The sequence below is a fragment of the Dyadobacter jiangsuensis genome (assembly GCF_003014695.1).
In the GTDB taxonomy this organism is placed as follows: domain Bacteria; phylum Bacteroidota; class Bacteroidia; order Cytophagales; family Spirosomataceae; genus Dyadobacter; species Dyadobacter jiangsuensis.
This window is the reverse complement of record NZ_PYAS01000013.1, coordinates 203,880-228,427: the sequence shown is the minus strand read 5'-3', so window position 1 is coordinate 228,427 and position 24,548 is coordinate 203,880. Positions and strand designations below refer to the sequence as shown.

19 protein-coding genes and 1 tRNA gene are annotated in these 24,548 nt (G+C 49.3%); 12 read left to right on the top strand and 8 right to left on the bottom strand.

The window, feature by feature from the left end; all coding sequences use genetic code 11:
• Positions 1-12 precede the first annotated feature (12 nt).
• On the top strand, positions 13-3,183 hold the full coding sequence (locus CLV60_RS24975) for an efflux RND transporter permease subunit (protein ID WP_106598107.1): 3,171 nt from the start codon (positions 13-15) through the stop codon (positions 3,181-3,183).
• A 91-nt stretch (positions 3,184-3,274) separates the two neighbouring features.
• Positions 3,275-4,177: a bestrophin family protein gene (locus CLV60_RS24970; protein ID WP_106598106.1), complete on the top strand. Its 903-nt coding sequence runs from the start codon at positions 3,275-3,277 to the stop codon at positions 4,175-4,177.
• 54 nt (positions 4,178-4,231) lie between these two features.
• Here the strand turns inward: CLV60_RS24970 and CLV60_RS24965 are convergent, their stop codons facing one another.
• Entirely contained in the window at positions 4,232-5,641 is a 1,410-nt protein-coding gene (locus CLV60_RS24965; protein ID WP_106598105.1) for a DUF4270 family protein, read from the bottom strand.
• Between the two features lie 485 nt (positions 5,642-6,126).
• On the opposite strand from CLV60_RS24965, the gene CLV60_RS24960 reads away from it, so the two are divergent.
• On the top strand, positions 6,127-7,167 hold the full coding sequence (locus CLV60_RS24960) for a Kelch repeat-containing protein (protein ID WP_106598104.1): 1,041 nt from the start codon (positions 6,127-6,129) through the stop codon (positions 7,165-7,167).
• Positions 7,164-7,511 carry a DUF4907 domain-containing protein gene (locus tag CLV60_RS24955; RefSeq protein ID WP_106598103.1) on the top strand — a complete coding sequence of 116 codons (348 nt, stop codon included), beginning with the start codon at positions 7,164-7,166 and terminating at the stop codon, positions 7,509-7,511. Before CLV60_RS24960 ends, CLV60_RS24955 begins: the two co-directional genes overlap by 4 nt.
• Positions 7,512-7,537: 26 nt before the next feature.
• On the opposite strand, the gene CLV60_RS24950 is transcribed toward CLV60_RS24955, so the two are convergent.
• The gene (locus tag CLV60_RS24950) at positions 7,538-8,623 is read right to left on the bottom strand and encodes an endonuclease/exonuclease/phosphatase family protein (protein ID WP_106598157.1); all 1,086 of its coding nucleotides are present in this window, start codon (positions 8,621-8,623) and stop codon (positions 7,538-7,540) included.
• 167 nt (positions 8,624-8,790) lie between these two features.
• On the opposite strand from CLV60_RS24950, the gene rimP reads away from it, so the two are divergent.
• The 3 genes from rimP to infB all read left to right on the top strand — a co-directional run bounded on the left by rimP (position 8,791) and on the right by infB (position 13,742).
• Positions 8,791-9,273, top strand: a complete 483-nt coding sequence (gene rimP / locus CLV60_RS24945; RefSeq protein ID WP_106598102.1) for a ribosome maturation factor RimP — start codon at positions 8,791-8,793, stop codon at positions 9,271-9,273.
• A gap of 88 nt (positions 9,274-9,361) precedes the next feature.
• Entirely contained in the window at positions 9,362-10,603 is a 1,242-nt protein-coding gene (nusA, locus tag CLV60_RS24940; protein WP_106598101.1) for a transcription termination factor NusA, read from the top strand.
• A 70-nt stretch (positions 10,604-10,673) separates the two neighbouring features.
• Positions 10,674-13,742, top strand: coding sequence for a translation initiation factor IF-2 (gene infB, locus CLV60_RS24935; protein WP_106598100.1), 3,069 nt, complete (start codon positions 10,674-10,676; stop codon positions 13,740-13,742).
• Positions 13,743-13,811: 69 nt separating this feature from the next.
• Here infB and CLV60_RS24930 read toward each other — a convergent pair whose 3' ends face one another.
• A complete protein-coding gene (locus CLV60_RS24930) occupies positions 13,812-14,387 on the bottom strand; it encodes an HD domain-containing protein (RefSeq protein ID WP_106598099.1) in 576 nt (191 codons plus the stop codon).
• A gap of 384 nt (positions 14,388-14,771) precedes the next feature.
• Here CLV60_RS24930 and CLV60_RS24925 point away from each other — a divergent pair, with 384 nt between their 5' ends.
• Positions 14,772-15,866, top strand: coding sequence for an SBBP repeat-containing protein (locus tag CLV60_RS24925; protein ID WP_170118857.1), 1,095 nt, complete (start codon positions 14,772-14,774; stop codon positions 15,864-15,866).
• Positions 15,867-15,939: 73 nt separating this feature from the next.
• Here the strand turns inward: CLV60_RS24925 and CLV60_RS24920 are convergent.
• From CLV60_RS24920 to CLV60_RS24910, 3 genes are all read right to left on the bottom strand, one after another.
• Positions 15,940-16,014, bottom strand: a tRNA-Val gene (locus CLV60_RS24920).
• 24 nt (positions 16,015-16,038) lie between these two features.
• The gene (locus CLV60_RS24915; protein ID WP_106598097.1) at positions 16,039-17,352 is read right to left on the bottom strand and encodes an MFS transporter; all 1,314 of its coding nucleotides are present in this window, start codon (positions 17,350-17,352) and stop codon (positions 16,039-16,041) included.
• 81 nt (positions 17,353-17,433) lie between these two features.
• The gene (locus CLV60_RS24910) at positions 17,434-17,889 is read right to left on the bottom strand and encodes a hypothetical protein (protein ID WP_106598096.1); all 456 of its coding nucleotides are present in this window, start codon (positions 17,887-17,889) and stop codon (positions 17,434-17,436) included.
• A 127-nt stretch (positions 17,890-18,016) separates the two neighbouring features.
• On the opposite strand from CLV60_RS24910, the gene CLV60_RS24905 reads away from it, so the two are divergent.
• Positions 18,017-19,648 carry a T9SS type A sorting domain-containing protein gene (locus tag CLV60_RS24905; protein WP_106598095.1) on the top strand — a complete coding sequence of 544 codons (1,632 nt, stop codon included), beginning with the start codon at positions 18,017-18,019 and terminating at the stop codon, positions 19,646-19,648.
• Positions 19,649-19,665: 17 nt separating this feature from the next.
• Complete coding sequence (locus CLV60_RS24900; RefSeq protein ID WP_106598094.1) at positions 19,666-21,681, top strand: thioredoxin domain-containing protein; 2,016 nt, start codon at positions 19,666-19,668, stop codon at positions 21,679-21,681.
• Here the strand turns inward: CLV60_RS24900 and CLV60_RS24895 are convergent.
• Positions 21,678-22,196: a DinB family protein gene (locus tag CLV60_RS24895; protein WP_106598093.1), complete on the bottom strand. Its 519-nt coding sequence runs from the start codon at positions 22,194-22,196 to the stop codon at positions 21,678-21,680. The two genes, CLV60_RS24900 and CLV60_RS24895, sit on opposite strands and share 4 nt — an antisense overlap.
• A 16-nt stretch (positions 22,197-22,212) precedes the next feature.
• Positions 22,213-22,716: a DUF6265 family protein gene (locus tag CLV60_RS24890; protein ID WP_106598092.1), complete on the bottom strand. Its 504-nt coding sequence runs from the start codon at positions 22,714-22,716 to the stop codon at positions 22,213-22,215.
• 226 nt (positions 22,717-22,942) lie between these two features.
• Here CLV60_RS24890 and CLV60_RS24885 point away from each other — a divergent pair, with 226 nt between their 5' ends.
• Both CLV60_RS24885 and CLV60_RS24880 read left to right on the top strand, forming a co-directional pair.
• Entirely contained in the window at positions 22,943-23,494 is a 552-nt protein-coding gene (locus CLV60_RS24885; RefSeq protein ID WP_229211118.1) for a hypothetical protein, read from the top strand.
• A gap of 110 nt (positions 23,495-23,604) precedes the next feature.
• A complete protein-coding gene (locus CLV60_RS24880) occupies positions 23,605-24,531 on the top strand; it encodes a hypothetical protein (RefSeq protein WP_106598090.1) in 927 nt (308 codons plus the stop codon).
• Positions 24,532-24,548: the final 17 nt, after the last annotated feature.

Below are 24,548 nucleotides of genomic sequence, written 5' to 3'. Positions count from 1 at the left end.
AACCAGTACGAAATGATTGCAGATGTTTTTATAAAAAGGCCGGTCACCGCGATAGTATCCTCGGTGGTGATAGTCCTGGTGGGGCTCATTGCCCTGACCACCCTGCCTGTGGCCCAATATCCCGACGTTACCCCTCCGACCGTAACGGTTAGCGGTAACTTTACAGGGGCCGACGCCCAGACGGTCGAGCAGACGACCACAACCCCGATTGAAACGCAGATTAACGGCGTGCCCGGCATGACATACATGTCCAGTAACAGTACCAGCAGCGGGCAAAGCAGCATTAACGTGACATTTGACGTAGGAACCGACGTCAACATCGCAGCCCTTGACGTGCAGAACCGCGTGAGCGTGGCCGAGCCGACCCTTCCCGATGCGGTGAAACGCCTTGGCCTGACGGTTCGTAAACGCCAGCCAAGTATCATGATCGCCCTCGCATTGTATTCGCCCAACGGCTCTCACGATGCGCAGTTTATCGGTAACTACGCCAACATTTACCTCAAAGACGCGCTTCAACGCGTGAAAGGGGTGGGTGATATCGTATCCCGCGCCGACGACTTTGGTATGCGTATCTGGCTGAACCCGGAGAAACTAGCCAACCTGAGAATGACCCCGTCCGACATTTCAGCGGCATTGGCTGAGCAAAACTTGCAGATCGCGGCAGGTACGGTCGGCGGTACCCCGCAACCCGGCGCGCAGGCATTCGAATACAGCGTGCTGACCAACAGCCGCCTGAATACCAAAGAGCAGTTTGAAAACATCATTGTACGCTCAGCACCCGAGCAGGGCAGCGTTGTGTACCTGCGCGACGTAGCGCGCGTGGAGCTGGGTAAGTTTGACTATGGCGTGAATGCATTCGTAAGCGGAAAGCCCGCTGCATTCGTACTGATTTACCAGGCTCCCGGCGCCAATGCACTCGATACTTATGAAGGTGTCATGAAGGCGTTGACGGAAATGAAGAAAACCTTCCCCAAAGACATTGACTACGTAATCCCGGTTGAAACAGCATCGGTTGTGAAAGTGTCCATCGAAGAAGTACTTCACACGTTCGGCGAAGCGATGATCCTGGTGGTAATCGTGGTGTTTTTGTTCCTTCAAAACTGGCGCGCAACCCTGATCCCGATTCTGGCGATCCCGGTTTCGCTCATCGGTACATTCATATTCTTTATTCCCTTCGGCTTTACGATCAATACGCTTACGCTCTTTGCATTCGTACTCGCGATTGGTATTGTGGTCGATGATGCGATTGTGGTGGTGGAAGCGGTGCAGCATTATATTGATGAAAAGAAAATGTCGCCCCGCGCTGCTACCGAGCAGGCCATGAAAGATATTTCCGGCCCGGTAATCGCGATCGCGTTGATCCTTGCGGCCGTATTCGTGCCGGTAGGTTTTGTGCCGGGTATCGTAGGCCGCCTTTATCAGCAGTTTGCGATCACAATCGCAGTTTCAGTGCTGCTTTCTGCATTTGTGGCCCTTTCGCTTACGCCGGCGCTTTGCTCGATCATGCTGCGCCCTTCCAAAGGTGCTGACGAGAAAAAGAACCTTTTGGAACAGTTTTTCGACCGTTTCAACCGATGGTTTGACAAGATCTCTCGCTCGTACACAAGAGGCGTTTCCAAATGGATCAAAGCCACACCGCTGGTGCTGGTGATGATGGTCTGCTTGTTTGTTGGGTTGTTCTTCCTTTTCAAAAACAAACCTTCGGGCTTTATCCCGGTGGAAGATGAAGGCCGCCTTTTTGTCACCTATGAAATGCAGGAAGCGACTTCGACGACCCGCAACGTGGCGATGATTAAAGACATTATGGCGCGGGTATCATCGATTCCCGAAGTGAAAGTAGTGGGTGGTCTGGCCGGATTGAACGTAATCAGCTTCTCAAACAAATCCAACGTGGGTACGATGTTTGTCAGCTTGCACCCGTGGGCCGACCGTAAAGGCGCCGAGCACCACGTACAGGCGGTGATCAAGGAAATCCAGAAACGTACCGCCGATATTAAGGAAGCGCGCGTGCTTGCCATCGCTCCGCCTGCAATCCCGGGTCTGGGCGCTACTTCCGGTTTTACATTCCAGCTGCAACAGTCGACCAGTACCGATAATATTCAGCAGTTTGAAGGCGTGGCCCGCGAGTTTTTGGGAAGGGTTAATAAACGTCCTGAAATTGCGATGGCTTATACGTTCTTCAATGCCAGGACCCCAAGCTATCAGATTGACGTGGACCGCGATAAAACCAAGAAATTGGGTGTGCAGGTCAACGACGTGTTCAACTCGTTATCTACGCTGTTGGGTAGTACTTACGTGAACGACTTCAACCTCTATGGCCGGAACTTCCGCGTAATGGTGCAGGCCGACAGCAGTTTCCGCTCCTCGCTTGACAAGATCCAGAAGTTCTACGTCCGCAACAAGGCCGGAAACATGGTACCACTCAGCGCGCTGGTTACTTCCCGTGTCGTGGAGAACCCTGCATTGATTTCCCACTACAACATTTATCGTTCTGTGGAAATAAACGGTACGCCTAAACCCGGTTTCAGTAGTGGTCAGGCCATCACCGCGTTGCGCGAAGAAGCGGCCAAGCTTCCCGCCGGTTACAGTTACGAGTTCTCAGGTATGAGTAGTGAAGAGATCAAAGCCGGTGACAGTACTACCACCATTTTTGCGATTTCCATCATATTCGTGTTCCTGTTCCTGGCAGCGCTTTATGAAAGCTGGTCTATTCCGTTCTCCGTACTGTTTGCGGTACCGATCGGCGCATTCGGTTCGATTTTGACGCTGACACTGCTGCCGAACCTGTCCAACAACATCTACGCGCAGATCGGGTTGATCACCTTGATTGGTCTTGCCGCTAAGAACGCGATCCTGATCGTCGAATTCGCCAAAGAGCGGGTTGATAACGGAATGGAGCTCGTCAAGGCGACGCTCGAAGCGGTGCAGCTGCGTTTGAGGCCAATCATTATGACCTCGCTCGCATTTATCCTGGGGGTACTTCCGCTCGCATTTGCAAGCGGCGCGGCAGCTGAGTCCCGGAAAACAATCGGCTGGACGGTATTCGGCGGTATGCTTGCCGCCACGTCCCTGGCGATTTTCGTGGTCCCTGTATTGTTTGTGGCCATCGAAAAGCTGGCGGCCGGCAAAAAAGGCAATCAGCCGAATAGGCCCGGCAACATCGCCGACGCCCCTGCACATTAACAGGATATTGTTTTTAATTCAAAAAGCGGATCATAGGTATTACTATGATCCGCTTTTTTATATTTTGGCAAAGAACTTATTATGATCACACATGTACGTCAAAGAGGTCTTTTCGATCTGGCGCCTGCTCAAAGGCATTTGGGTGGGCGTCGTTGCGGTAACCGCTTACGCAACGCTGGTATTCTATCTTTTCAGTTATCAAAACTGGCACTTCCTCTCCTTCCCTATTTCGATCACCACAATCCTGGGCACGGCGCTCTCGCTGCTACTTGGTTTCAGGACCAACTCCGCCTACGACCGCTGGTGGGAAGCGCGCAAGTCGTGGGGTGAGATCGTCAACGACAGCAGGACGCTCGTGCGCCAGGCCGTCGCATTTACAGAAGCACCGGCCAAAGAAAAAGACGAGCTGGTTTCCAACATTGCCCACTTGCAGATTGCCTGGTGCTACGCGCTGGCCAATTCGCTGCGCCGTACGCAGGTGCTCGTGTACGCCGACCTGCACCTGACCGCCCAGGAGCGCGAGTATGTAAGCGCGCAAGACAATATTCCAAACGCCATCCTGAACCTGATTCAGTTTAAAGTTGCCTCACTGCACGAGTCGGGAAAGATCAAGACGCTGCTCTACCAGAACATCGACGATACCCTTCGAAGGCTTTGCGACGCGATGGGCAAATGCGAGCGGATCAAGAATACGGTTTTCCCTACCCAGTATGCCTTTTTCGTACATTTGGTGATATTCATTTTCACGCTGGTGCTGCCCATGGGCCTTGTTGAAAGCATCGGCCGCATCGCCATCCCGATTACATTCACGATTTCCTTCCTGTTCTTTTATGTGGAGTGGATTGCATACATCATGCAAAACCCGTTCGAAAACGGGCCTAATGACATTCCCATGACCTCGATGTCGCGCAACATCGAGATCAACCTGCTGCAACTGATCGGCGCGGAGAAGATCCCCGAAAAGATATTGCCAAAAAATGGTGTTGTGATGTAAATGAAAAAGGGTAAGCGTTGCGGCTTACCCCTTTCTGTATATCGATCTGAATGATTACTTCGGCTTAACCGTCGTGTAATAAAGTTCAAGTTCTACTCCTTTATCTGCATTCTGCTGATCTCCCACAACCAGCCGGTCGACGCTCATCGAGTACTGGCTGCCAGCTTCGCGGAAAGTTCCGCTTGAACCAAACGGGCTGCTGCGAAGTACAAAACCACCGATATCATTGGTCTCTGAAACCATTGCTTCCGTGGCGAAAGAGCTGATATCGAAGCGGTAGTACCGCTCGTTTTTGATCAGGTCGGTAAAATAGGCGCTGCTCACACCACCTCCCGTGCCAAGCAAAGTAACTGCCAAAGGCGCGCCGTTAGCATCGGTAAAAAACTGATTATTCTTATCCAACCGGTACAGATACAAAACCTTGGGAACCCTAAGCTGATCGGTTACAGAAGCTTTCAAAGGTTTTACTCTCAGATAAGCCTTGTTAATGGCCGTGTATTGGGCGTATTTGAACTGCCGCAAGTAAGGCAGATCAACGCGCAGCATTACACCCGTTCCTGCCTGCATAAATGCCTGGTTTCCTGATTGCGCCGACGGCAACGAAACCCTTGTATTGCTAGGCAATTTCGCCAGCTGCGTACCCGCATGGTCAGCCAATGTCTGGTTGTAATTCGCAGTAACTTTAAATATCGTCGAGTCTTTTTTGTGCTCACTTACCAGCGGTGTATGATAATGAAGCTGAACCGATGTACTATCACCGACAGTGCCACCCCATTTGAATCCGATAACCGGTCCATTGTCTGTCGTTGCAGGCACTACCACCAATCCTTTTACGAGATTGATCCAGTCGACACTCGAAGTCAGCTGGTTGTTTTTTGCCATTTCAAAAATTTGCTTCCCAAGCGCATCTGAAAGTCTGATTTTCAATTGCTTGGTGGTTGTAGGCCTTGGCACGATAGTAATCTTGCCTATCGCTGCCGGGTCGTAAGGAGTCGAGTTATGGTTCCAATATGCACTACCCGTTGGAATGTCCACGATATCTTTCAGCAGCTTATGAACCGTCAGGTTCATCGGCTTGGTCGTATCACCATAGTTGTAAGAATTATCGTAAGTTAGAGACAGAATCAGCGAGTCATATTCTGCTTCCTGCGCCAGCGACAACCCACTTGCCAGTGTTGGCTGAAAGAAGCTCATGGTCCGTACCTTTCCGAAATAGGGGTCTTTATAATTGCCCAGCAGCATTCTCGGTGCAGCACCGGTCATCAGCGAATCCGTGCCGATCGTTGATAGCTTGATTGTGACAGTATCGGTACTTAGTACCGCAAAATCATCCGGATTAGGCTGGTCCAGCGATTCGATCTGATCCCCCCACTCACACGCTGTGAGTGAAAACGCAAATCCAATTATGATCAGAAGCTTATGAACTATGGACGACTTCCCTAAGGAATAAGACTGAAATTTCATTTAGAGCAAGAACAGTAAAAAGTGCAAAAATATCAGTTGCATTCTTAAATACAACATGATTCAACGATTTCGAACAAATAAGAAAGTAAAATGCGGTTTGCAACAAAAAACGGAATGCCTACGTAAGAGTTAAGCAGAGGCTTTTGAACCGTTACGCTGCAAGCCCCGTAATAGTGGCAAACATGGTAAGAAACGTAAAAGATGCATGACTATTTTAAACCTTTCGGGGTTGGAATGCATCCTCAGACAGGCCGGCAGCGATAACGGCGCAACATTGTAACCCGATACGCGTTGAAAGTAACTGACAGATTAAAGTTTTGGACAAAAAATTTCTGATTATTTTACTTAGCAGTATCAAGATGTTATGTTTGCAAAAATTTCAGATTACGGGTGGGCTCGCCGCACAGTTTACAAGACGGCAAGTCACCGAAAACATTCAATAATTCTCATTACTCATTTGTAACAATTCGTCAAACTATAATTTCATGTTTAATACCTTAAAAAAGACTTCGTTAGCCCTTCTAGTCGCTTCTACTGCGTTAGTTCAGATGAGCTGTAACAAGGATGATGAGACCGAAAAACAAGGAAACTGGTTCAGAAAGGATCTTCCAAACTTCGGAGGATCGATCAGGACCAATGCAGTAAGCTTTGTGATTGGTAGCGTAGGTTACATTGGTACTGGTTATACAAACGAAACAGTCGCCAGGGTGAAAGATTTTTGGGCTTACAATGCCGAAAGACAAACCTGGTCACAGATAACTCCATTCCCCGGAACTGGCCGCAACAGCGCAGTGGCGTTCGTATTGAAAGGCAAAGGTTATGTAGGCGGCGGCTTCGATAATATAACAACCGTAGACGCTGGTTACAAAAAAGATTTCTATGAGTACGATCCTGCTACCAACAAATGGGATGCGATCGCGGACTTCGGAGGTGGCCCCCGTCAGTTTGCCACTTCATTCGTAGTAAACGACAGAGCATACGTAGGCCTTGGCTACAACGGCAGCAACTACTACCAGGACTTCTACGAATACAACCCTACTACCGATAAATGGGCTGAAATGGCTACCTTCAAAGGAGGTAAGAGAACGGGCGCAATGTCATTCACCATTGGTACCAAGGCTTATGTAGGATTTGGTGATAGCAATTCGGGAACTTCTTACAAAGATATGTACAGCTTCGATCCGGCAGGTAACGGCGGTGCAGGTAACTGGACCCGCGTTGATTTCGCTGACGGATTCGACCAAGACAAATTCCCGGCGCGTGCCTATGGCGCTACGTTCGTGATCGAAGGCAAAGCTTACGTGGTTGGAGGTAAAGGCAGATCCGATGTTTGGGAATACGATCCGGGTGCAAACAGCTGGATCGAAAGAGCTCCCTTCCCAACTCAGAGAGGTTTTGCAGGCTCATTCGTAGTAGGCAAAATAGGTTATCTTGGAACAGGTAGCCCATCTGGCCAGGGAGGCGGTTCTGACGACTTCTGGGGCTTTGATCCTTCCGCGGCAATCAACACCGACGACGATCTGTGATTCGCAAAAACAGCAGAATCCTGATTATAGGTATACTGGCCTTTGCCGCCGCGATTTACTTTTTGTTCTTCAAAAGACAAGGTGTAGATCAGGGCGGCGAAGGCCTTTCCCGTTTCAAGGTTGAAACAATCAGGGGTGAACATGGCTGGGGATACAATATCCGCCAGGATACCACTTTGGTGATCGAGCAGAAGGTTATTCCGGGATTGCCCGGCATGAATGGTTTTGCAACCGAACAGGATGCTGCCAAAACCGGCGGGCTGGTCACGCATAAGCTGGACCGGGGCATTTTCCCGCCGACGATCTCCATACACGAGCTGGATAGTCTGGGCATTAAGTATTAGTAAAACAGGCTCCGAAGAGCCTGTTTCTATTTAAAGCGGTAGGTACCCATGACCGGATAGTGATCTGAGTATTTGATCTTCGAGAATGTCCTAAAGTCGAGCGCCGATAGTTTGCTATCATCATAGAACTGATGATCAATCCGGATAAAATAAGGCAGGTGGTTATAAGAGAAGCCAAACCCATGCCCTTTCTCTTCAAAGCTGTTTTTAAGTGATTTCCGCAGCTTGCCATAAATATAGCTGTAAGGCACCTCATTAAAATCCCCGCATACCAGCACCGGGTAAGGCGATTTTTCCACCCAGTCCTGCAAAACAGTAAATTCTTCTGCCCTTTGCGTGAAGCCATTTTTCATTTTCCGAAGTGTAATGCGTCCTTCTGCCTTTACGCCGTCCATTTCCTTTTGATGCACTAGTTTACTCAGGCCAAGCGTCATCGAGTACAAATGCAGACCGATCACCCGCACAGTATCCTGTCCCACTTTGATGTCGGCCTGGATCATCCCGTTTTGGGCCACAAAAATCGTATCATGAGACGCCACAATAGGATATTTGGAAAGTATGGCAAGCCCCCAGTAAGACTTTCCGTATTTGCGACGGTAAAAATGGGCGGTATGCTTGTATCCCTTTTTGGCCAGGTAGTTCCCTATATCGAAAATCGTTTCATCTTCGTCGTAGTACTCGGGCAGGCAAAGCACATCGGCCCCGCTATCTCCCACCCAGGCTTTCATTTCCCTGATTTCCTTTCTACCCTTTTCACTTTGCCATTCGGAAAACTTCTGGAAGACGTGCACATTATAGCTCATCACAGAGAATTTGCGCTTACCCTCATTTCCTTCGGGTGCATCGTCGGAACCGCCGAACTGATATGTTCTTGAAAGGAATAAGCCGGCTGCAACAAACATGATCAGCGGCAAAATGGCCCTTTTCCTCTCGACTACCAACCAGGCCGGGATCGAAATCAGATGAACGAGTACCACTGCCGGAAACGACATCATCATAAAGCCTGCCACCCAACCATCGGACGGTACCCATAGTATCAGTATGTAAATCAGCAGGGTATAACAAGCAAAGCATTGATACAAAAACCACAGTAACTTCTTGATCCCCTTCATTGATTCAGAATAGCATTTTTTGCAAAAATAGGCTACGGAAATGGATTTGGAAGACATCTCCGAATGTTTGTAGAAATGATAAAATAATTTTATATTTGCATCCAATTCTATTTTGATCGATTGATTGAGGGGGTCTAAATCCCCTTTTTTATTTGTATAGCTTATACATGACCGTAAAGGAACATTTAGAAGTTTTGCTGGCCCCTCTTCTGGAAGATGGCGATTGTTTTCTGATAGACATCGTTATGAAACCTTCAAAGGCAAGTCAGAAAGTTACCATCCTTGTCGACAGCGACGAGGGCATTACCATTCAGCAATGCACCTCCATCAGCCGCAGGCTCGCCAAGCAGCTTGAAGAGCTGGAAATATTCACAGACGCGTACACGCTGGAAGTTTCTTCCCCTGGCCTGGACCAGCCGCTAGTGCTGCCACGCCAGTATAAGAAAAATGTGAGCCGGAACCTTAAGATTACCTTGAAAACCGGTGAAGCCCTGCTGGGAAACCTGACTGACGCAGGTGAAGAAAGCATTACCATACAGCTGCCCGCTCCCAAGAAAAAACCGAAAACACCGGTCGACGAGGCGTCGCTGGTGCGGACGATACGCCTGGATGAAATATCCAAAGCGTTGATCGAAATCTCGTTTAAATAGACTCACAACGCCGGAATCGCATATTCTGGTTGTGATCAATTATATAATATGTCTAACTTAGTATCAGCAAATATTCTTTAACATACCCATGGATAGCGGAATATTAATTGAATCATTCGCGGAGTTCGCAAGCTCCAAGAACATCGATCGTCCTACGATGATCAGTGTTTTGGAAGAGGTATTTCGTACTATGATTCGTAAGAAATATGGCACCGACGATAATTTTGATGTAATCATCAACCCGGAAAGCGGTGACCTCGAAATGTGGCGTACCCGCGAAATCGTGGACGATAACTCCGAGGATATCTGGGAATATAACAAAATACCTCTGGCAGAAGCGCGCAAGATCCAGAACGACTTTGAAGTAGGCGAAGAAGTGGCCGAAGAAGTAAAACTGGTGGAATTCGGTCGTCGCCTTGTGCAAACTGCCCGCCAGACCCTGATCCAGAAGATCAAGGATATGGAAAAAGAGATCATGTATGAAAAATACAAGGATCAGGTGGGTGAAATGATTACCGGCGAGGTTTACCAGACTTTGAGACATGAGGTGATCATCGTGGACTCGGAAGGTAATGAGCTTTCGCTGCCACGTACCGAACAGATCTCAAAAGACCGTTTCCGCAAAGGAGAATCCGTGAAATCAGTGATCCATAAAGTGGAAATGAACAACGGATCGCCAAAGATCACCCTATCCAGAACATCGCCCGTATTCCTGGAAAGATTGTTCGAAGTGGAAATTCCGGAGATCTATGATGGAATCATTTCGGTACGAAAAGTTGTTCGTGAACCAGGGGAACGTGCCAAAGTTGCCGTAGAATCATACGACGACAGGATCGACCCGGTGGGTGCATGTGTGGGTATGAAAGGCTCACGTATCCATTCCATTGTTCGAGAACTGGGTAACGAAAACATCGACGTTATCAACTACACCGACAACCTCGAACTACTCATCAGCCGCGCATTGAGCCCAGCGAAAGTGAGCTCGATGCAAATCGACCGCGACGCCAAACGCGTATCGGTTTTCCTCAAACCAGACCAGGTATCACTGGCAATCGGTAAAGGCGGACAGAATATCAAGCTGGCCGGCAAACTGGTGGGAATGGAAATCGACGTATTCCGCGATATCGAAGAACAAAATGACGAAGACGTTGATTTGACCGAATTCTCGGATGAAATCGACGAATGGATCATCGACGAATTGCACAAAATCGGTCTGGATACTGCCAAGAGCGTACTAGCGCTGAGCAAGGAAGAACTGGTAAGAAGAACCGACCTTGAAGAAGCGACCGTCGAAGACGTGCTCGATATTCTGCGGAAAGAATTTGAATAATATTAACCCGTGGGGCTGTGCAAAACAGCCCTGCAATCAATGCAAAACCTTATTCTACTAAATTGCTAATATGGCAGAAGATAAAATGATGCGCCTTAGCCAAGTGGCACGGATCCTGAACGTGGGAATTACTACGATCGTGGATCATCTGTCTGCCAAGGGGTATAAGGTGGAAACTAATCCGAATACCAAAATTAATGCCGATCAAATCGAGTTTCTTGCGAAGGACTTCAAATCGAATGAACTGAGAACTTCCCTGACACAAAAACCGGCTGCTCCTGCTGTGGAGGCGCCGATTGAGGTGAAGGAAGACAAAGTCAAAAGCGATGTTGAGGGAATTCTTTATTTCCGAAATACACCGAAAGCCGAGGAAAAGCCAGTTGTAGAAGAGAAACCTGCCGCAACCGAGCCACAGCCTGCTTTTGAAAATAAACTTCCTGGTATCAAGGTAGTTGGCAAGATCGACCTGGATGCAAAAAGACCGGTGGTACAACAGCCAGCACCTGAGGAGCAACCCAAGCCGGAAGCTCCAAAAGAGGTAGTTGCGGAAGCGCCGAAACCTGCTCCTGCACCGGTAGACAAAGAAGAAATTAAGCCGGTAGCAGCCCAGCCTGAACCTGTGAAGGAAGTTCCGGCACAAGCTCCTGTGAAAGAAACTCCTGCTGCACCAGCAGCACCGGCGGCCGAGGCACGGGTTAAAGAGGAGCCTCGCCCAGCAGCACCGGCGGAAGCAAAGCCAGCACCGACACCTGCGCCAGTTGAGCCGAAAGAGGCAGCGCCAGTTGCTGAAAAACCGGCACCGGCAGCTCCCGAACCAGCCAGTACAAGCGAAGAACAACCAGCAGGTGAATCTGAGCTGATCGAGGCGCGCGGCGAACAACTCAGAGGATTAAGGGTAGTTGGAAAAATCGAGCTTCCTACGAATAAAAAGAAAGATCCGGTAGCTTCCAGCGATAATGCCGCTGACAAGAAACGCCGCAGAAAAAGAAAAAGAATCCGCGACGGCGCAGCAGCCCCTGGCGAAAACCGGCCGGCTGATGCAAATGCAACCCCGGGTGCCAGCACCAATACCAACACTGGTGGCACCGATGCTAACCGCAACCGTCCGAGCACGCCCGGCAACAACACGCAGGGTGGCAACCAGCAAGGCGGCGGACAACGTCCGGCGCAAGGCGGCCAGGGCAACCGCGGAGGCAATAACAGCAACAACAACCGCAGAGGCGGCCGCCGCGAGGAGGTTTCCGATAAAGAAGTTGCCAGCAATATCAAAGCTACAATGGCCCGTATGGGTGGCGGTAGCGCCAAAGGTCCAGCCAGAGGAAAAGGCCGTCGCCGCGACCGTACAGATCAGAACGATCCAAACGGCTTCGAAGATGAAGAAACAAAGGTATTGCGCGTAACCGAGTTCGTTTCTGCGAACGATTTGGCGTCGCTGATGGATGTGACCGTGCAGGAGGTAATCTCGGTGTGTATGAGCATGGGTATGTTCGTTTCGATCAACCAGCGCCTCGACGCGGAAGCGATTACTTTCATTGCCGATGAATTCGGGTTCGAAGTAGCCTTTATTTCTGCGGAAGAAGAAGTACAAAACGACGTTCAGGAAGAGGTCGACGACGAGGCAAGCCTGAAAGAAAGAGCACCGATCGTAACGATCATGGGTCACGTTGACCACGGTAAAACATCACTCCTTGACTACATCCGTCAGGAAAACGTAGCAAGCGGCGAGGCCGGAGGTATCACCCAGCACATTGGTGCATATAGCGTTAAAACAAAAACCGGCAAGCCGGTAACATTCCTGGATACACCAGGTCACGAAGCATTTACCGCGATGCGTGCACGTGGTGCGAAAATTACCGACGTTGTAATCATCGTAATCGCAGCGGACGACAGCGTCATGCCGCAAACACGCGAGGCGATCAACCACGCGCAGGTAGCCGGTGTACCTATTGTATTTGCATTCAGTAAAGTGGATAAGCCAGGTGCCAACACTGAGAAAATCCGTGAGGAGCTGGCCAATATGAACCTTTTGGTGGAAGAATGGGGAGGTAAATACCAAACCCAGGAAATCTCTTCCAAATCGGGACTAGGTATTGACGAGTTGCTTGAAAAAGTATTGCTCGAAGCGGAACTGCTCGAACTGAAAGCCAATCCGGACCGCCGCGCTGCAGGAACCGTTGTAGAAGCATCGCTCGATAAGGGCCGCGGCTACGTAACAACGATCCTGGTTCAAACCGGTACATTGAAAGTGGGAGACGTGGTATTAGCCGGTGCGCACTTCGGTAAGGTGAAGGCAATGACCGATTACCTTGGAAAAAGGCTCAAAACAGCAGGCCCGTCCATGCCGGTACAGTTGCTCGGTCTTAACGGAGCTCCGCAGGCAGGTGACCGTTTCAACGTATTCGAAAACGAGCGTGATGCGCGCGACATTGCTACCAAACGCGAGCAGATACAGCGTGAGCAGTCGATCCGTACCCGCAAGCACATTACCCTTGAAGAGATCGGCCGTCGTAAGGCAATCGGTACATTCCGTGAGCTGAACCTGATCGTAAAAGGTGACGTGGATGGTTCGGTAGAAGCGCTCTCGGATTCATTGCTGCAACTTTCGACTTCCGAAGTTCAGGTAAATATCATTCACAAGGCGGTAGGTCAGATTTCCGAATCCGACGTCAACCTTGCGATTGCTTCCGATGCGATCATCGTCGGATTCCAGGTTCGTCCTTCTTCAAATGCGAAGAAAATGGCCGAGCAGGATCAGATCGAGATCCGCCACTACTCGGTAATTTACCAGGCGATCGAAGAGATCAAGGATGCGATGACGGGTATGTTGGCTCCGACGATCGAAGAGATCATCACCGGAAACATCGAAATCCGCGAAGTGTTCAAGATCAGCCGCATAGGTACGATCGCAGGTTGCTACGTGACCGACGGGTACGTGAAACGCAACAACAAGATCCGCGTGATCCGCGACGGTATCGTACTTTACACGGGTGAAATCGACTCGCTGAAACGTTACAAAGACGACGTTCAGGAGGTAAGAAACGGTTACGAATGTGGTTTGAGCATCAAAAACTACAACGACATCGAAATCGGCGATATCATCGAAAGTTTCGAGCTGCGCGAAGTAAAACGTACGCTTTAATCAGCTACCGATATAATGAAAGCCTGCTTCATCCATGGAGCAGGCTTTTTTATGCGCTTATGCCCCCTATTAGTTCTGGTCAATCCCCAGCTTTCCCTTCACCTCAGTAAGAAGCTCACAACACGCCGCATAAAGACGGGGATTTCCCATGTTGATCTTCCACAAATAGTGATCCACCTCACGCGCATATACACGCGCAAAGCCAGGATCATGTTCGGCCAGCGAAAGCATATTATCAATTATGTCAGCATATTTGACTGTCTGCGCGACTGGCCGCGAAGTGACTATTCTGGCACTTTCCAGCTCCTTGCGCTCTGCCCTGTTGAGTGACGGGTATTTTTCGGTAGTATACTTATCGGTAAGGTCGTCCACGCAGGCAAGGATCACTTCGTCTTCCTCGATATTGTAACCAATGCTCATCAATTTGTAAGATAAGTCGGCCAATGAGCATTCAGTATCCTCGATCAGATCGTGGCAAAGCGCTATTTCAGTTTCATAGCCATTCTGCACATATTGCTCGACACGATTGGCCACACTCAATAAATGCGTGTAATAAGGTGCACCGGTATATTTACGCTTCTGCCCACCGTGCATTTCCTTCACATAGTCAAACAACGCCCACTGGCGCTCGGTCAATTCCAGCATAACTTTTAATACAATCGAGAATTAGAGACTCCATTCAACTTCGTCTTTTTAAAGTAATAATAAAACTCTGGTTATTGAAATTATTACTTGCACCGTGCAACTCATTTGATCTGTATTTCGCTCTATGTAGCTACAATTTCTTCATCCGACCGGATTTAGAATTACATCTTCACCAATCTTTAATTGATCATGAGATATGTTTGCTTTTTTATTTTGTGTTTGGGGTTATGGCAATGTAAAAATCCGCATTCCCATGAACCTACGCCGGTACCGGAGAATGCCGGGAAAGGAGATACAATTGGTATCATAACCCCGCCCATCATAATTACCGCATCAAATGCCATTAGTTATGATATTGCCGTAGACAAGGCAAACAATATATACGTGACCGGTGCATTTTCTTCCACAACCACCTTCGACAGCATTAGCATAATCGCGAAAGGGAACACCGATGTATTCATCGCAAAATACAAGCCGACAGGGAAACTCGAATGGGTCCAGGCCATTGGAGGTGCCGGACACGACGAGGGGCACGGTGTTGCAGTGGACGCGAATGGCAATGTATATGTGACCGGACATTATTATGAAACGGTTTCCGCCGGCGACATCTCGGTTACCTCCGCGGGCAGCGCCGACGTGTTCATTGCTAAATATGACACCCATGGTCAGCCACAATGGATCCGCACCGCTGGAAGCGACGGCGGAGAGCGCAGCTATGACCTGGCCCTCGATAATGCGGCTAACGTATATCTGACCGGAGAATTTCAGGGCACCGGCTTCTTTGGAGGCGTCCGCAAACAGTCTGCCGGAGAGTTTGATCTGTTTGTTGCCAAGTACAATACCGACGGTGAATTTTTGTGGGTACGATCAGCCGGGGGCAGCGAGCGCGAAACCGGATATGGGATCGCAGCCGACCCGGGCGGCGACGTTTATGTGACAGGCGCGTTTTTTGGCACCACGGCCTTCGGCAATACCAGCACGACCTCCGTGGGATATGCCGATGCATTTGTTGCCAAATACGATAAGGACGGCTCGTTTAAATGGATGCAATCATTGGGAAAACCATACTCCGATTCTGGCAGAGGTATCGCCCTGGACCTGCTTGGTAATGTATTCGTGACAGGCCAACACGAAGCCAATGCCAGCGGCTTCCTGGCAAAATATAGCCCCGATGGCAGCCTATTATGGAACATGCCGCTTGATAAGACCGCTCAGGGATCGGGTGTAGCCACTGATAAGTCGGGCAATGCGTACGTAATAAGCAATGTCTCGACCCTGTTAAAATATGGCGCAGATGGCATGCTTCAGCGCGCGGAATTTCCACGTAGCGACGATACTGTCGCCGGTACTGGCATCGCGGTCGGCAGTAATGACAAACCCCACCTGTCAGGATATTATAAAGGGAATCTCACATTCGGCGGCAGCTCCAAAATCTCAGCCGGTTTCCTTGATATTTTTGTGATCGCATATCAATTATAAGCGACAACTAATAGTCATCAGCGATAATACGACAAAGGCTTGCATATCATATTGATATACAAGCCTTTTTTTGTAGGACGTAGCGGGTTCGAACCGCTGACCTCCGCCCTGTCAAGGCGGCGCTCTGAACCAGCTGAGCTAACATCCTTCGCTTTCGTGCCGCGATATTAAATCAATTTTTGTTACGATCCAATTCGAAGCTGTAAACTTTCCGGGAAGGAATACGGTATAGCAGCAGCAGTCCGATCACGAAAATGATCAGCAGCGCCAGTATGCTGTTGCGCATGCTGCCGGTAATGTGCTCGACCGTACCATATATAAATGTACCTATCACAATGGCCAGCTTTTCGGTCACGTCATAAAAGCTGAAATAAGAGGCCGTGTCGGTAATATTCTCGGGAATCAGTTTGGAATAAGTGGAGCGGGAAAGCGATTGAATGCCGCCCATCACCATACCTACTGTGCAAGCAATCACATAAAACTCCATCGCTTCGGTGGTGTAATAGGCCCCCGTGCAGATGCCGATCCAGATAGCCACGCCGATCATCAAAGCATATATATTACCGATCTTGCCCGAAAGCCATGCAAATGTATAAGAGCCGGCAATGCCGACCAACTGAATCAGAAGCACCGTAATGATCAGACTTTGCGAAGGCAGTTTCAATTCATTTGCTCCAAAGATCGTCGCTACGTACATGACTGTGCGCAGGCCCATAGTGTAAATGAAGAATGCGCTCAGAAACTTGGCCAGATAAGGCTGCTCACGCAGGCGCCCGTACACTTTCCTTAGCTCTTTAAACCCATGAAATATCCAGTTGCCGCTCTTTTCCTTTTCCGCATTGCCGGAAGGCAGGTAATAAAAAGGAATCTGGGCAAACAATATCCACCACAGGCCCACGGTGAAAAACGATATTCGGGCAGGAAGCGACTTTTGGGTAATACCATAGAACTGCGGCGCGAGGATCATACTCAAATTGAATAGCAGCAACAGCACGCTCCCCAGGTAACCCAGCGAAAAACCCCGCGCACTGTATTGATCGAAGCGGTCTTCGGTTGCGATTTCGGGCAGGTAGGAGTCGTAAAAAACGATGCTGCCGCTCCATCCGATCAGGCTCAAACCGAATAGAAACACGCCGGAAATCATGGTTTCTTTGGTAAAAAAATACAGCAGCATACAACTCACTGCGCCGGTATAGCAGAAAAACTGCATAAACCGCTTCTTCTTGCCTGTAAAATCAGCGATAGCCGTGCAAATCGGGATCAATAGCGCGGTGATCAGGAACGAGACGGAGACCGTGTAGGAAAAAAGCACGGAGCTTTTGATCTGAGCGCCGAAAAAATTGACTTCGGGCGTACCCGAAGCACTTAGTGCAGTTGCGCTGAAATAGACGGGAAAAATGCTGGATACGATCACCAATGCGTGCACCGAATTGGCCCAATCGTACATGCACCACGCGTTGATGATGGAGGGTACGTTCTTTTTCATTCAAAAAAATTTGTACAAAATAAGAAAAGCGGCAGATTTTATCCGCCGCTTTCCACTATAAATTGTATATCGCACCACCGGTTATTTGATCACAGGCTGGAAGACCATAATCGCCTCCTGCTCTACCCCATTAACCGGCATTTTGCTCTTCAGTCTCATTTTACTGCTCGTTAATTCTTCCAGTCCGAATTCGCCGGAGAATCCTATAATCTTGATATCCAGCGCTTTTTCTTCGTTGATCAGATACCAGGTCCCACCATTGAGTACCTGACTTGAACCTTGATCCAATGCTTTCACAGTCGCATTTGATTGAAACTGGATGTCCATTTTCAAAATGTATTTTGTATCCGTCCCCCATTGGGTATCCGGAATGGCCTTTCCCGACAAATCCGTCACGGCGGACATTCTCCACGGATAATTGACCAGTATTTTACTCTTTGCTGTTGGCTCAGGCGTTTGGTCCTTATCTTTGTCTCCGCAGCTAATTACCAAAAGCGAGAAAAACAGGACTGGAACAAAAAGAAGTAATCGTTTCATGTTGATTGTATTTTACGTTTCAAGGCAATTTCTTTTCAGCTGAACTATTCCGCATCCCGAACTGCTCGTCTCGGAAAAATGAAATTGGCGACATTGCAAAAGTAACGAATTTGTCTGGTCAAATCTTATGACATACTATACAAACATCTATTCAAAGGCATTTTTCAGCATTTTTCTGAGTGTATTGCTCATCGCATCAAAGGCTCACAGCCAGAACTGCCAGCCCGGTTATGTGCTAAACCCCGTTACAACCAACAATAGCATAGAATGGGGCAAATTCCCGGAGTTTTCGCTTCCATTTAAAATCATTTACAGCGGGCCGCGCTTCGGAGATACCCAGTCACAGCCGTTGAAACATGGTTTCAGTCATATTGCCGCATTCAGCGGTTCGGAACCCGGGTCACTGGCCCCCAAGCAGCTTGCAAATCTGTGGTACGGCGTGGCCACATCGAGCGGTAACCAACCCTGGGCGGATAATGCGCTGAAAAGCCCGTGGGGGAATGATACGGCAGCCTACCGAAGCTATTGGGATAATTATGCCGCCACCGTTACCAGCACCGACGTGGTGTGCCTTGACATCGAGCGTATGCAGCGTGAGGACCGCGATATCCTCGCACTGAAAACCAACACACAGATACCCCAAAATTACCGCAACCTGTCCGATGCCGATTTTCTGGCTGCCTACAAGCGCGATATGCGCTGGTGGTACACCGAGGCAGCTAACCGCCTGCGCGCCAAAGGTGTCAAGGCTTCGTTGACCAGTTACAGCGATGTACCTATCCGTAATACCTGGCTAAATATCACAGCAAACAGCTGGCAGGACTGGACAACTAACCTGGCGCGCACGCATTATCTGATGCAGGACAATGCAGGCAAGATCGGTGGCAGCTTCTACAATGCCATGGATTTCCTGTCGCCCTCGCCATATTACTATTATGGTTACGACCACCCCATCGGCAAGGACTACCTCTCCTACCTGCTGTTCAGCATCGAAGCGAATGCGGCGTGGAGCAACAAGCCGATCATCCCGTTCGTCTGGCTGCGCGTACACGACAGCTATGACCCAAACATCCCGCTGATCACCGACTTCATGGCCGAAGCCACGGCGATTTTCCCGTTCTTTTCCGGCGCAAAAGGCCTCTGGCTTTGGGAAAACCCATTTTTATCGGCCGACAGGAAAGAAAATTACGCGCCCTATGAGCATTTCATTTACGGGCTGTACCGGCTCTCGCAATTCAAGGATATGCTTGAAGGAGATTATCAATTGGCGATCCCGATGTCGGCGCGTGACAATATGGAGCAGCAAAACCCGGTTTGGCGCGGAATTGTAAAAGGCCAGAATATCCTGATCGCCGCCCAAAATCCGTATGCGGCCGATAATGCCACCACTTCGATCACAGTTTCCTATCAGAACTGGGCGCGCAACATTACCTTAAAAGGAAAGGAAGTTTTTCTCTGCAAATTCGATCTGAACGACACCGTCAATGGCGTTGAACCCTCACTGGATATGGTTAATGTATACCCCAACCCGGCAGCGCAGGAACTCAATGTTTCGCTAGCGGGTATCAACGGGGTTACCGATGTTGAATTTGCATTGACCAATACCAAAGGACAGACATTCCTGCAACAAAAACTGAAAGCATTCGCTGGTGAAACAAAAATGAAGATCACGCTGCCCAAACTATCGTCTGGCATGTATTTTGCCCGTTTCACCACCAACAACCGAACTGTCATTAAAAAGGTAGTGATCCTGCAATAGCCGCTGCCTGCATAGCTATGAACCGACTCAGCCAAGAAACCAGCCCATATCTACTTCAACACGCCCACAACCCGGTAGATTGGTATCCCTGGGGCGAAGAAGCTTTATCCAAAGCCAAAAGCGAAAACAAACCTATTCTAGTCAGTATTGGCTACTCGGCTTGCCACTGGTGCCACGTTATGGAGCGGGAATGCTTTGAAAAAGAGCCTATTGCCCAGGTAATGAACGAGTACTTTGTGTGCATCAAAGTCGACCGGGAAGAGCGCCCCGACGTGGACGCGGTGTACATGGATGCCGTACAGGCGATGGGCGTGCGCGGGGGGTGGCCGCTGAATGTATTTCTGCTGCCCGATACCAAACCTTTTTACGGGGTTACCTACCTGCCGCCGCAAAATTGGGTACAGCTTTTAAAAAGCATTAACCAGGCATTTACCAACCATTACGGCGAGTTGGCAAGCTCTGCGGAGGGTTTTGTCGAAAATATGGTGGCATCCGAGAGCCAGAAATACGGCTTGGTGAATGGTACCATTCATTTCAACACGAGCGATGCGGACGCGATGTTCGAGCAGATTCAGCGGCATTTCGACACTGAGAAAGGCGGTATGGACCGCGCGCCGAAGTTCATGATGCCGTCGATCTATAAATTTCTGCTGCGCTATTTCGATATCAGCCAGAATCCCGAAGCATTAGCGCAGGTAGAGTTGTCGTTGAACCGCATTGCCCTGGGCGGAATTTACGATCACGTCGGCGGCGGCTGGGCGCGTTATTCGGTGGACGAGGACTGGTTTATTCCGCATTTTGAGAAAATGCTTTATGATAACGGGCAGCTGCTGAGCATTTACGCAGAAGCCTACTCGCTGACCCAAAACCCGCTTTATGCAAACCGCATCGAGCAGACCATTCACTGGCTCCGAAACGAAATGCTCAGCAAGGACGGCGGTTTCTTCTCCGCATTGGACGCCGACAGCGAGGGCATCGAAGGCAAGTTTTATATCTGGACCGAACAGGAGCTAAAAACAGCATTGGGCGATGATTTTAGCTGGTTTTCAAAACTTTACAGAATATCTCGGCATGGCAACTGGGAGCACGGCTACAATCACCTGCATTTGACCGAACCCGTGGAATATGCTGCTAAAACAGCCGGTATTCAGGCGGGTGATTTTGTTGCACTGTATGAAAATGCATTAGCTAAACTGGCTGAAAAACGCCGGTCGAAAATCAGGCCGGGGCTGGATGATAAAATACTGGCATCGTGGAACGGCCTGCTGATCAAAGGCCTGACCGATTCCTACCGTGCATTAGGCCATGAAGAAATCCGTGATCTGGCCGTTGCGACCGGGCATTTCATCGCTGAAAAAATGACTACGGAAAACCGTCTGAAACACAGCTACAAGAACGGGGTAGCTACTGTAACGGGCTTTCTGGAAGATTATGCCGCGGTCATCGAAGGCTACCTCGGACTTTATCAGATCACGTTTGAAGAAGACTGGCTGCAAAACGCGCAAGCGCTGGCCGATTACACGCTAAGCAATTTCTTCGACCAGTCGGAGGGTTTCTTCCATTTCACCGATGCGTACGGGGAAACGCTCATTGCACGCAAGAAAGAGCTCTTCGATAACGTAATCCCGGCTTCCAACTCGATGATGTCCCATAATCTTTACACCTTGGGTAAAATGCTGGACCGCGACGATTACCTGGAAATAGCCGACAATATGCTTTCCAAAATGACGAAGCTGCTCCTCGCAGATGTGCAATGGGTTACCAACTGGGCCGCCCTGTATTGCCAACGCGCCGTTCCGACTGCCGAAATCGCGATCGTCGGCGGGGATGCGGATGCGATGCGCAAGGACTTTGATCGCTTTTTTATTCCCAACAAAATCGTGATGGGAACAAGCACCTCCTCCACGCTGCCGCTGTTACAGAACCGGACTGAAATAAATGCCAAAACGGCCATTTACGTTTGTTACGATAAAACCTGCCAGTTGCCGGTAACCAAGGTGGAGGAAGCGCTCGATCAGCTCGCAGGCGTTTAGAGCAGCGGAAAATAGCGGTCGCGGATCACTTTCATGTGATGCACCGGATGTCCCAGGATCACAAAGCCCAGAGCAAGGGCCGTAATCTCTGTCTGATTGGCATTACCTACGCGCGTCAGCATGGTTTTGTCCATGTTTTTGAACAAAGTGATGGTACTTCGGCGCAGTTCGCTCCATTCCTCCATCAGATCGGCGACGGTGCGGTGGCTGGCCACAGTATTGGCCGCAAGAATGGCCTCGTCATAGCCTGGAAGCTGAGTTTTGTCGTTTCTTGAAAACCGTAGCGCCCGGTAAGACATGATCCTTTCGTTATCGATCACGTGCTGCAAAATGTCCTTGACGGTCCATTTGCTTTCTGCATAAACCCAGTCTCCAAGCGCGTTCAGCTTTTCTGTTTCGGCAAACACAGACTCGGGCGTGAGCTTTGAGAAACCTTCGAAAAGGTCGATATCGTCAACAAGGTTAATATATCTGTCAAAAAACTGAGGCATTGGCAGGATCTCTGATCTTTTCATGGTGATTATGGATAGTTTAATGTATTCTGCGGTAGGGATAATCGATTCTGCGCTGCCGGGACTGCATTTCGCCTTCGATGTGCGCATACAGCGAATCGTTTGACCGGAAATCGTAGACAATCCGTTTGGGAAAATCGTGTTGCAGGTTCTCGAATACGAAACGGTTGCCTTCTATGGTTTTCAGTTTAAACAAGACCTCTTTGTCATCATTCTGCCCCGCAGCTACCGGAGCATACACGATCTCGTTTCCCTGAATATAAAGGCGGACCTTTTCAAGAGGCGTGGTATCGGCGCCCGCCAGCGTATAGCTCATGCCGGCAAACTCTTTTTCACTCTTCCGGGTCCAGGTTTCGTAAATATCTCCCCTCGAACGTTTATTTAACCAGGTTCCCACAATAGGTTTCAGCTTTTCAAAGTCCTTTTGGGTAAATGTGGTTTGCCCCGCAAAGGCACACAACGCCAGAAACAGGAAGAATACGGCGTTTTTACAAAGCTCAGACAAAGACGGATAGATTCGCATGGCTTTCGGCGATATGATGGTGGCATCAAGTTAGCAAATTTTGATAGTCGTTAATCCGGGCTCTATGCACATAGCTTTGAAATCCAAATAAATAACCTATTCATCCTATAATAAATAACCAGTGGTTACTACATATAACAGTAAATGAGCCTGTTAATGATTTATCCAGACCCTTGTTTATATGTATCTAAAATGATTACATTTGATTATAAATCCTCTTTAAGAATTGAGAAGACTGGCGTCGATAGGGTTACTGATATTGCTGCTCTACAACATGTTTGGGCTAAGCTGCGCTGTTCTTTTCTTTGAAAAGGATTATCAAATCGCTGCTTCCAAAGTAACGGGCGAGTCGCTCATCAGGAAAATGTACCTCCCGTCGCTGCCCTATTCCGGTGACCTGGAAATGCCTGAAAACATTGAGGGACTGGTTCGTCAGGACGGGCAGTTTTACAACCCTACCCACGTTCTGCACCAAAATGATACGCTTTATGTGACGCTGCAATCCAACGAGGCTGCGCGCGACCACTTTTTCGAGCTGGCTAATGCAATTCAGGTCCTCAGTGACCCGCAAGCCGATATGCCCCAGAGTCCGTACGGCAAGGCCATCAAGTTGTTAAGTAACCTTCTGAAAATTTACATTCCCAATACACAGCAGTTTCCTGATCACTCCGGGGCCGTTGCCCGGCAGATCCGGTTATCGGCCAACAACCGTTACGTGGCGGCGCATTACATGTCGCGCCAGACCTCACAGGCATCCCCCCCGCCCGAATATTGCTAGCGTGTCTTTTTGAATCATAACGCATTACGGTCAGGTCCTCCGACCGTCAAGTGGTATGCTACATTATTTGCACCCGTCCAGGTGTGCGCCATCATATTAATTTCTGATCTATGATAAGTTCTTTACATCAAAAAGGGCTGCGTCTGCTCGGCATCTTGCTGACAATCGCCGGCCCGATATCCTCCGCTTACGCGCAAATGCCCAACGACGCGATTTATATGGGTAAAAAGACGGCCTGTCTGGCCGTATCCTACACGCACAGCGCATGGGACCAGTACTGGGAAAACACATTGAAGCGTGAAAACCTCAATATCGGTACCCATACGACGCAGAGCGTCATGCCAATGCTCGCAGTCGGTATTACCAAAGATTTCAATGCTATCGTGGCAGTGCCTTACGTGTGGACGAAGACCAGCGCGGGTAACCTTAAATGGCAGAAAGGCATGCAGGATGCTTCTCTCTGGCTGAAATACCGTTTCCTGAACAAATCAGGGTTCTCTCTGCACGCCATCGGGGGCGCTTCGATTCCGACATCCAACTACATTCCCGATTTTCTGCCCATGTCGATCGGCCTGCAATGCAAAACCGCCACTGCGCGCTTGCTGGCAAGTTACCGGCATCAGAGCGGCATTTACCTGACCGCTTCGGGCTCCTATATTTTCAGAAGTAAAATCACCATCGACCGCGATTCTTACCAGGCCGATGGCAAGTTGTACAATACCAACCAGGTATCCGTCCCGAATACATACGATGCTTCGGCGAGGCTGGGTTATTTGAAAAAAGCCATCCAGGCCGAAGGTTTTATTGAATATGGAGCCTGTGATGGTGGCGACAACATTCGCCGGAACGATATGCCTTTCCCGACCAACAACATGAAAGCGACCATGGTGGGGGTGTATGCCAAATTCCAACCTAAAAATATCGGTGTGAACGCGCGCGCATCACACGTGATCTCTGGACAGAACATGGGCCAAAGCACAGCCTTTTCCGTAGGCGTACTTTACCAGTTCCGTTACGCCAAAGAAGCTAAAAACTAATTTTTCCGACAGAAAAC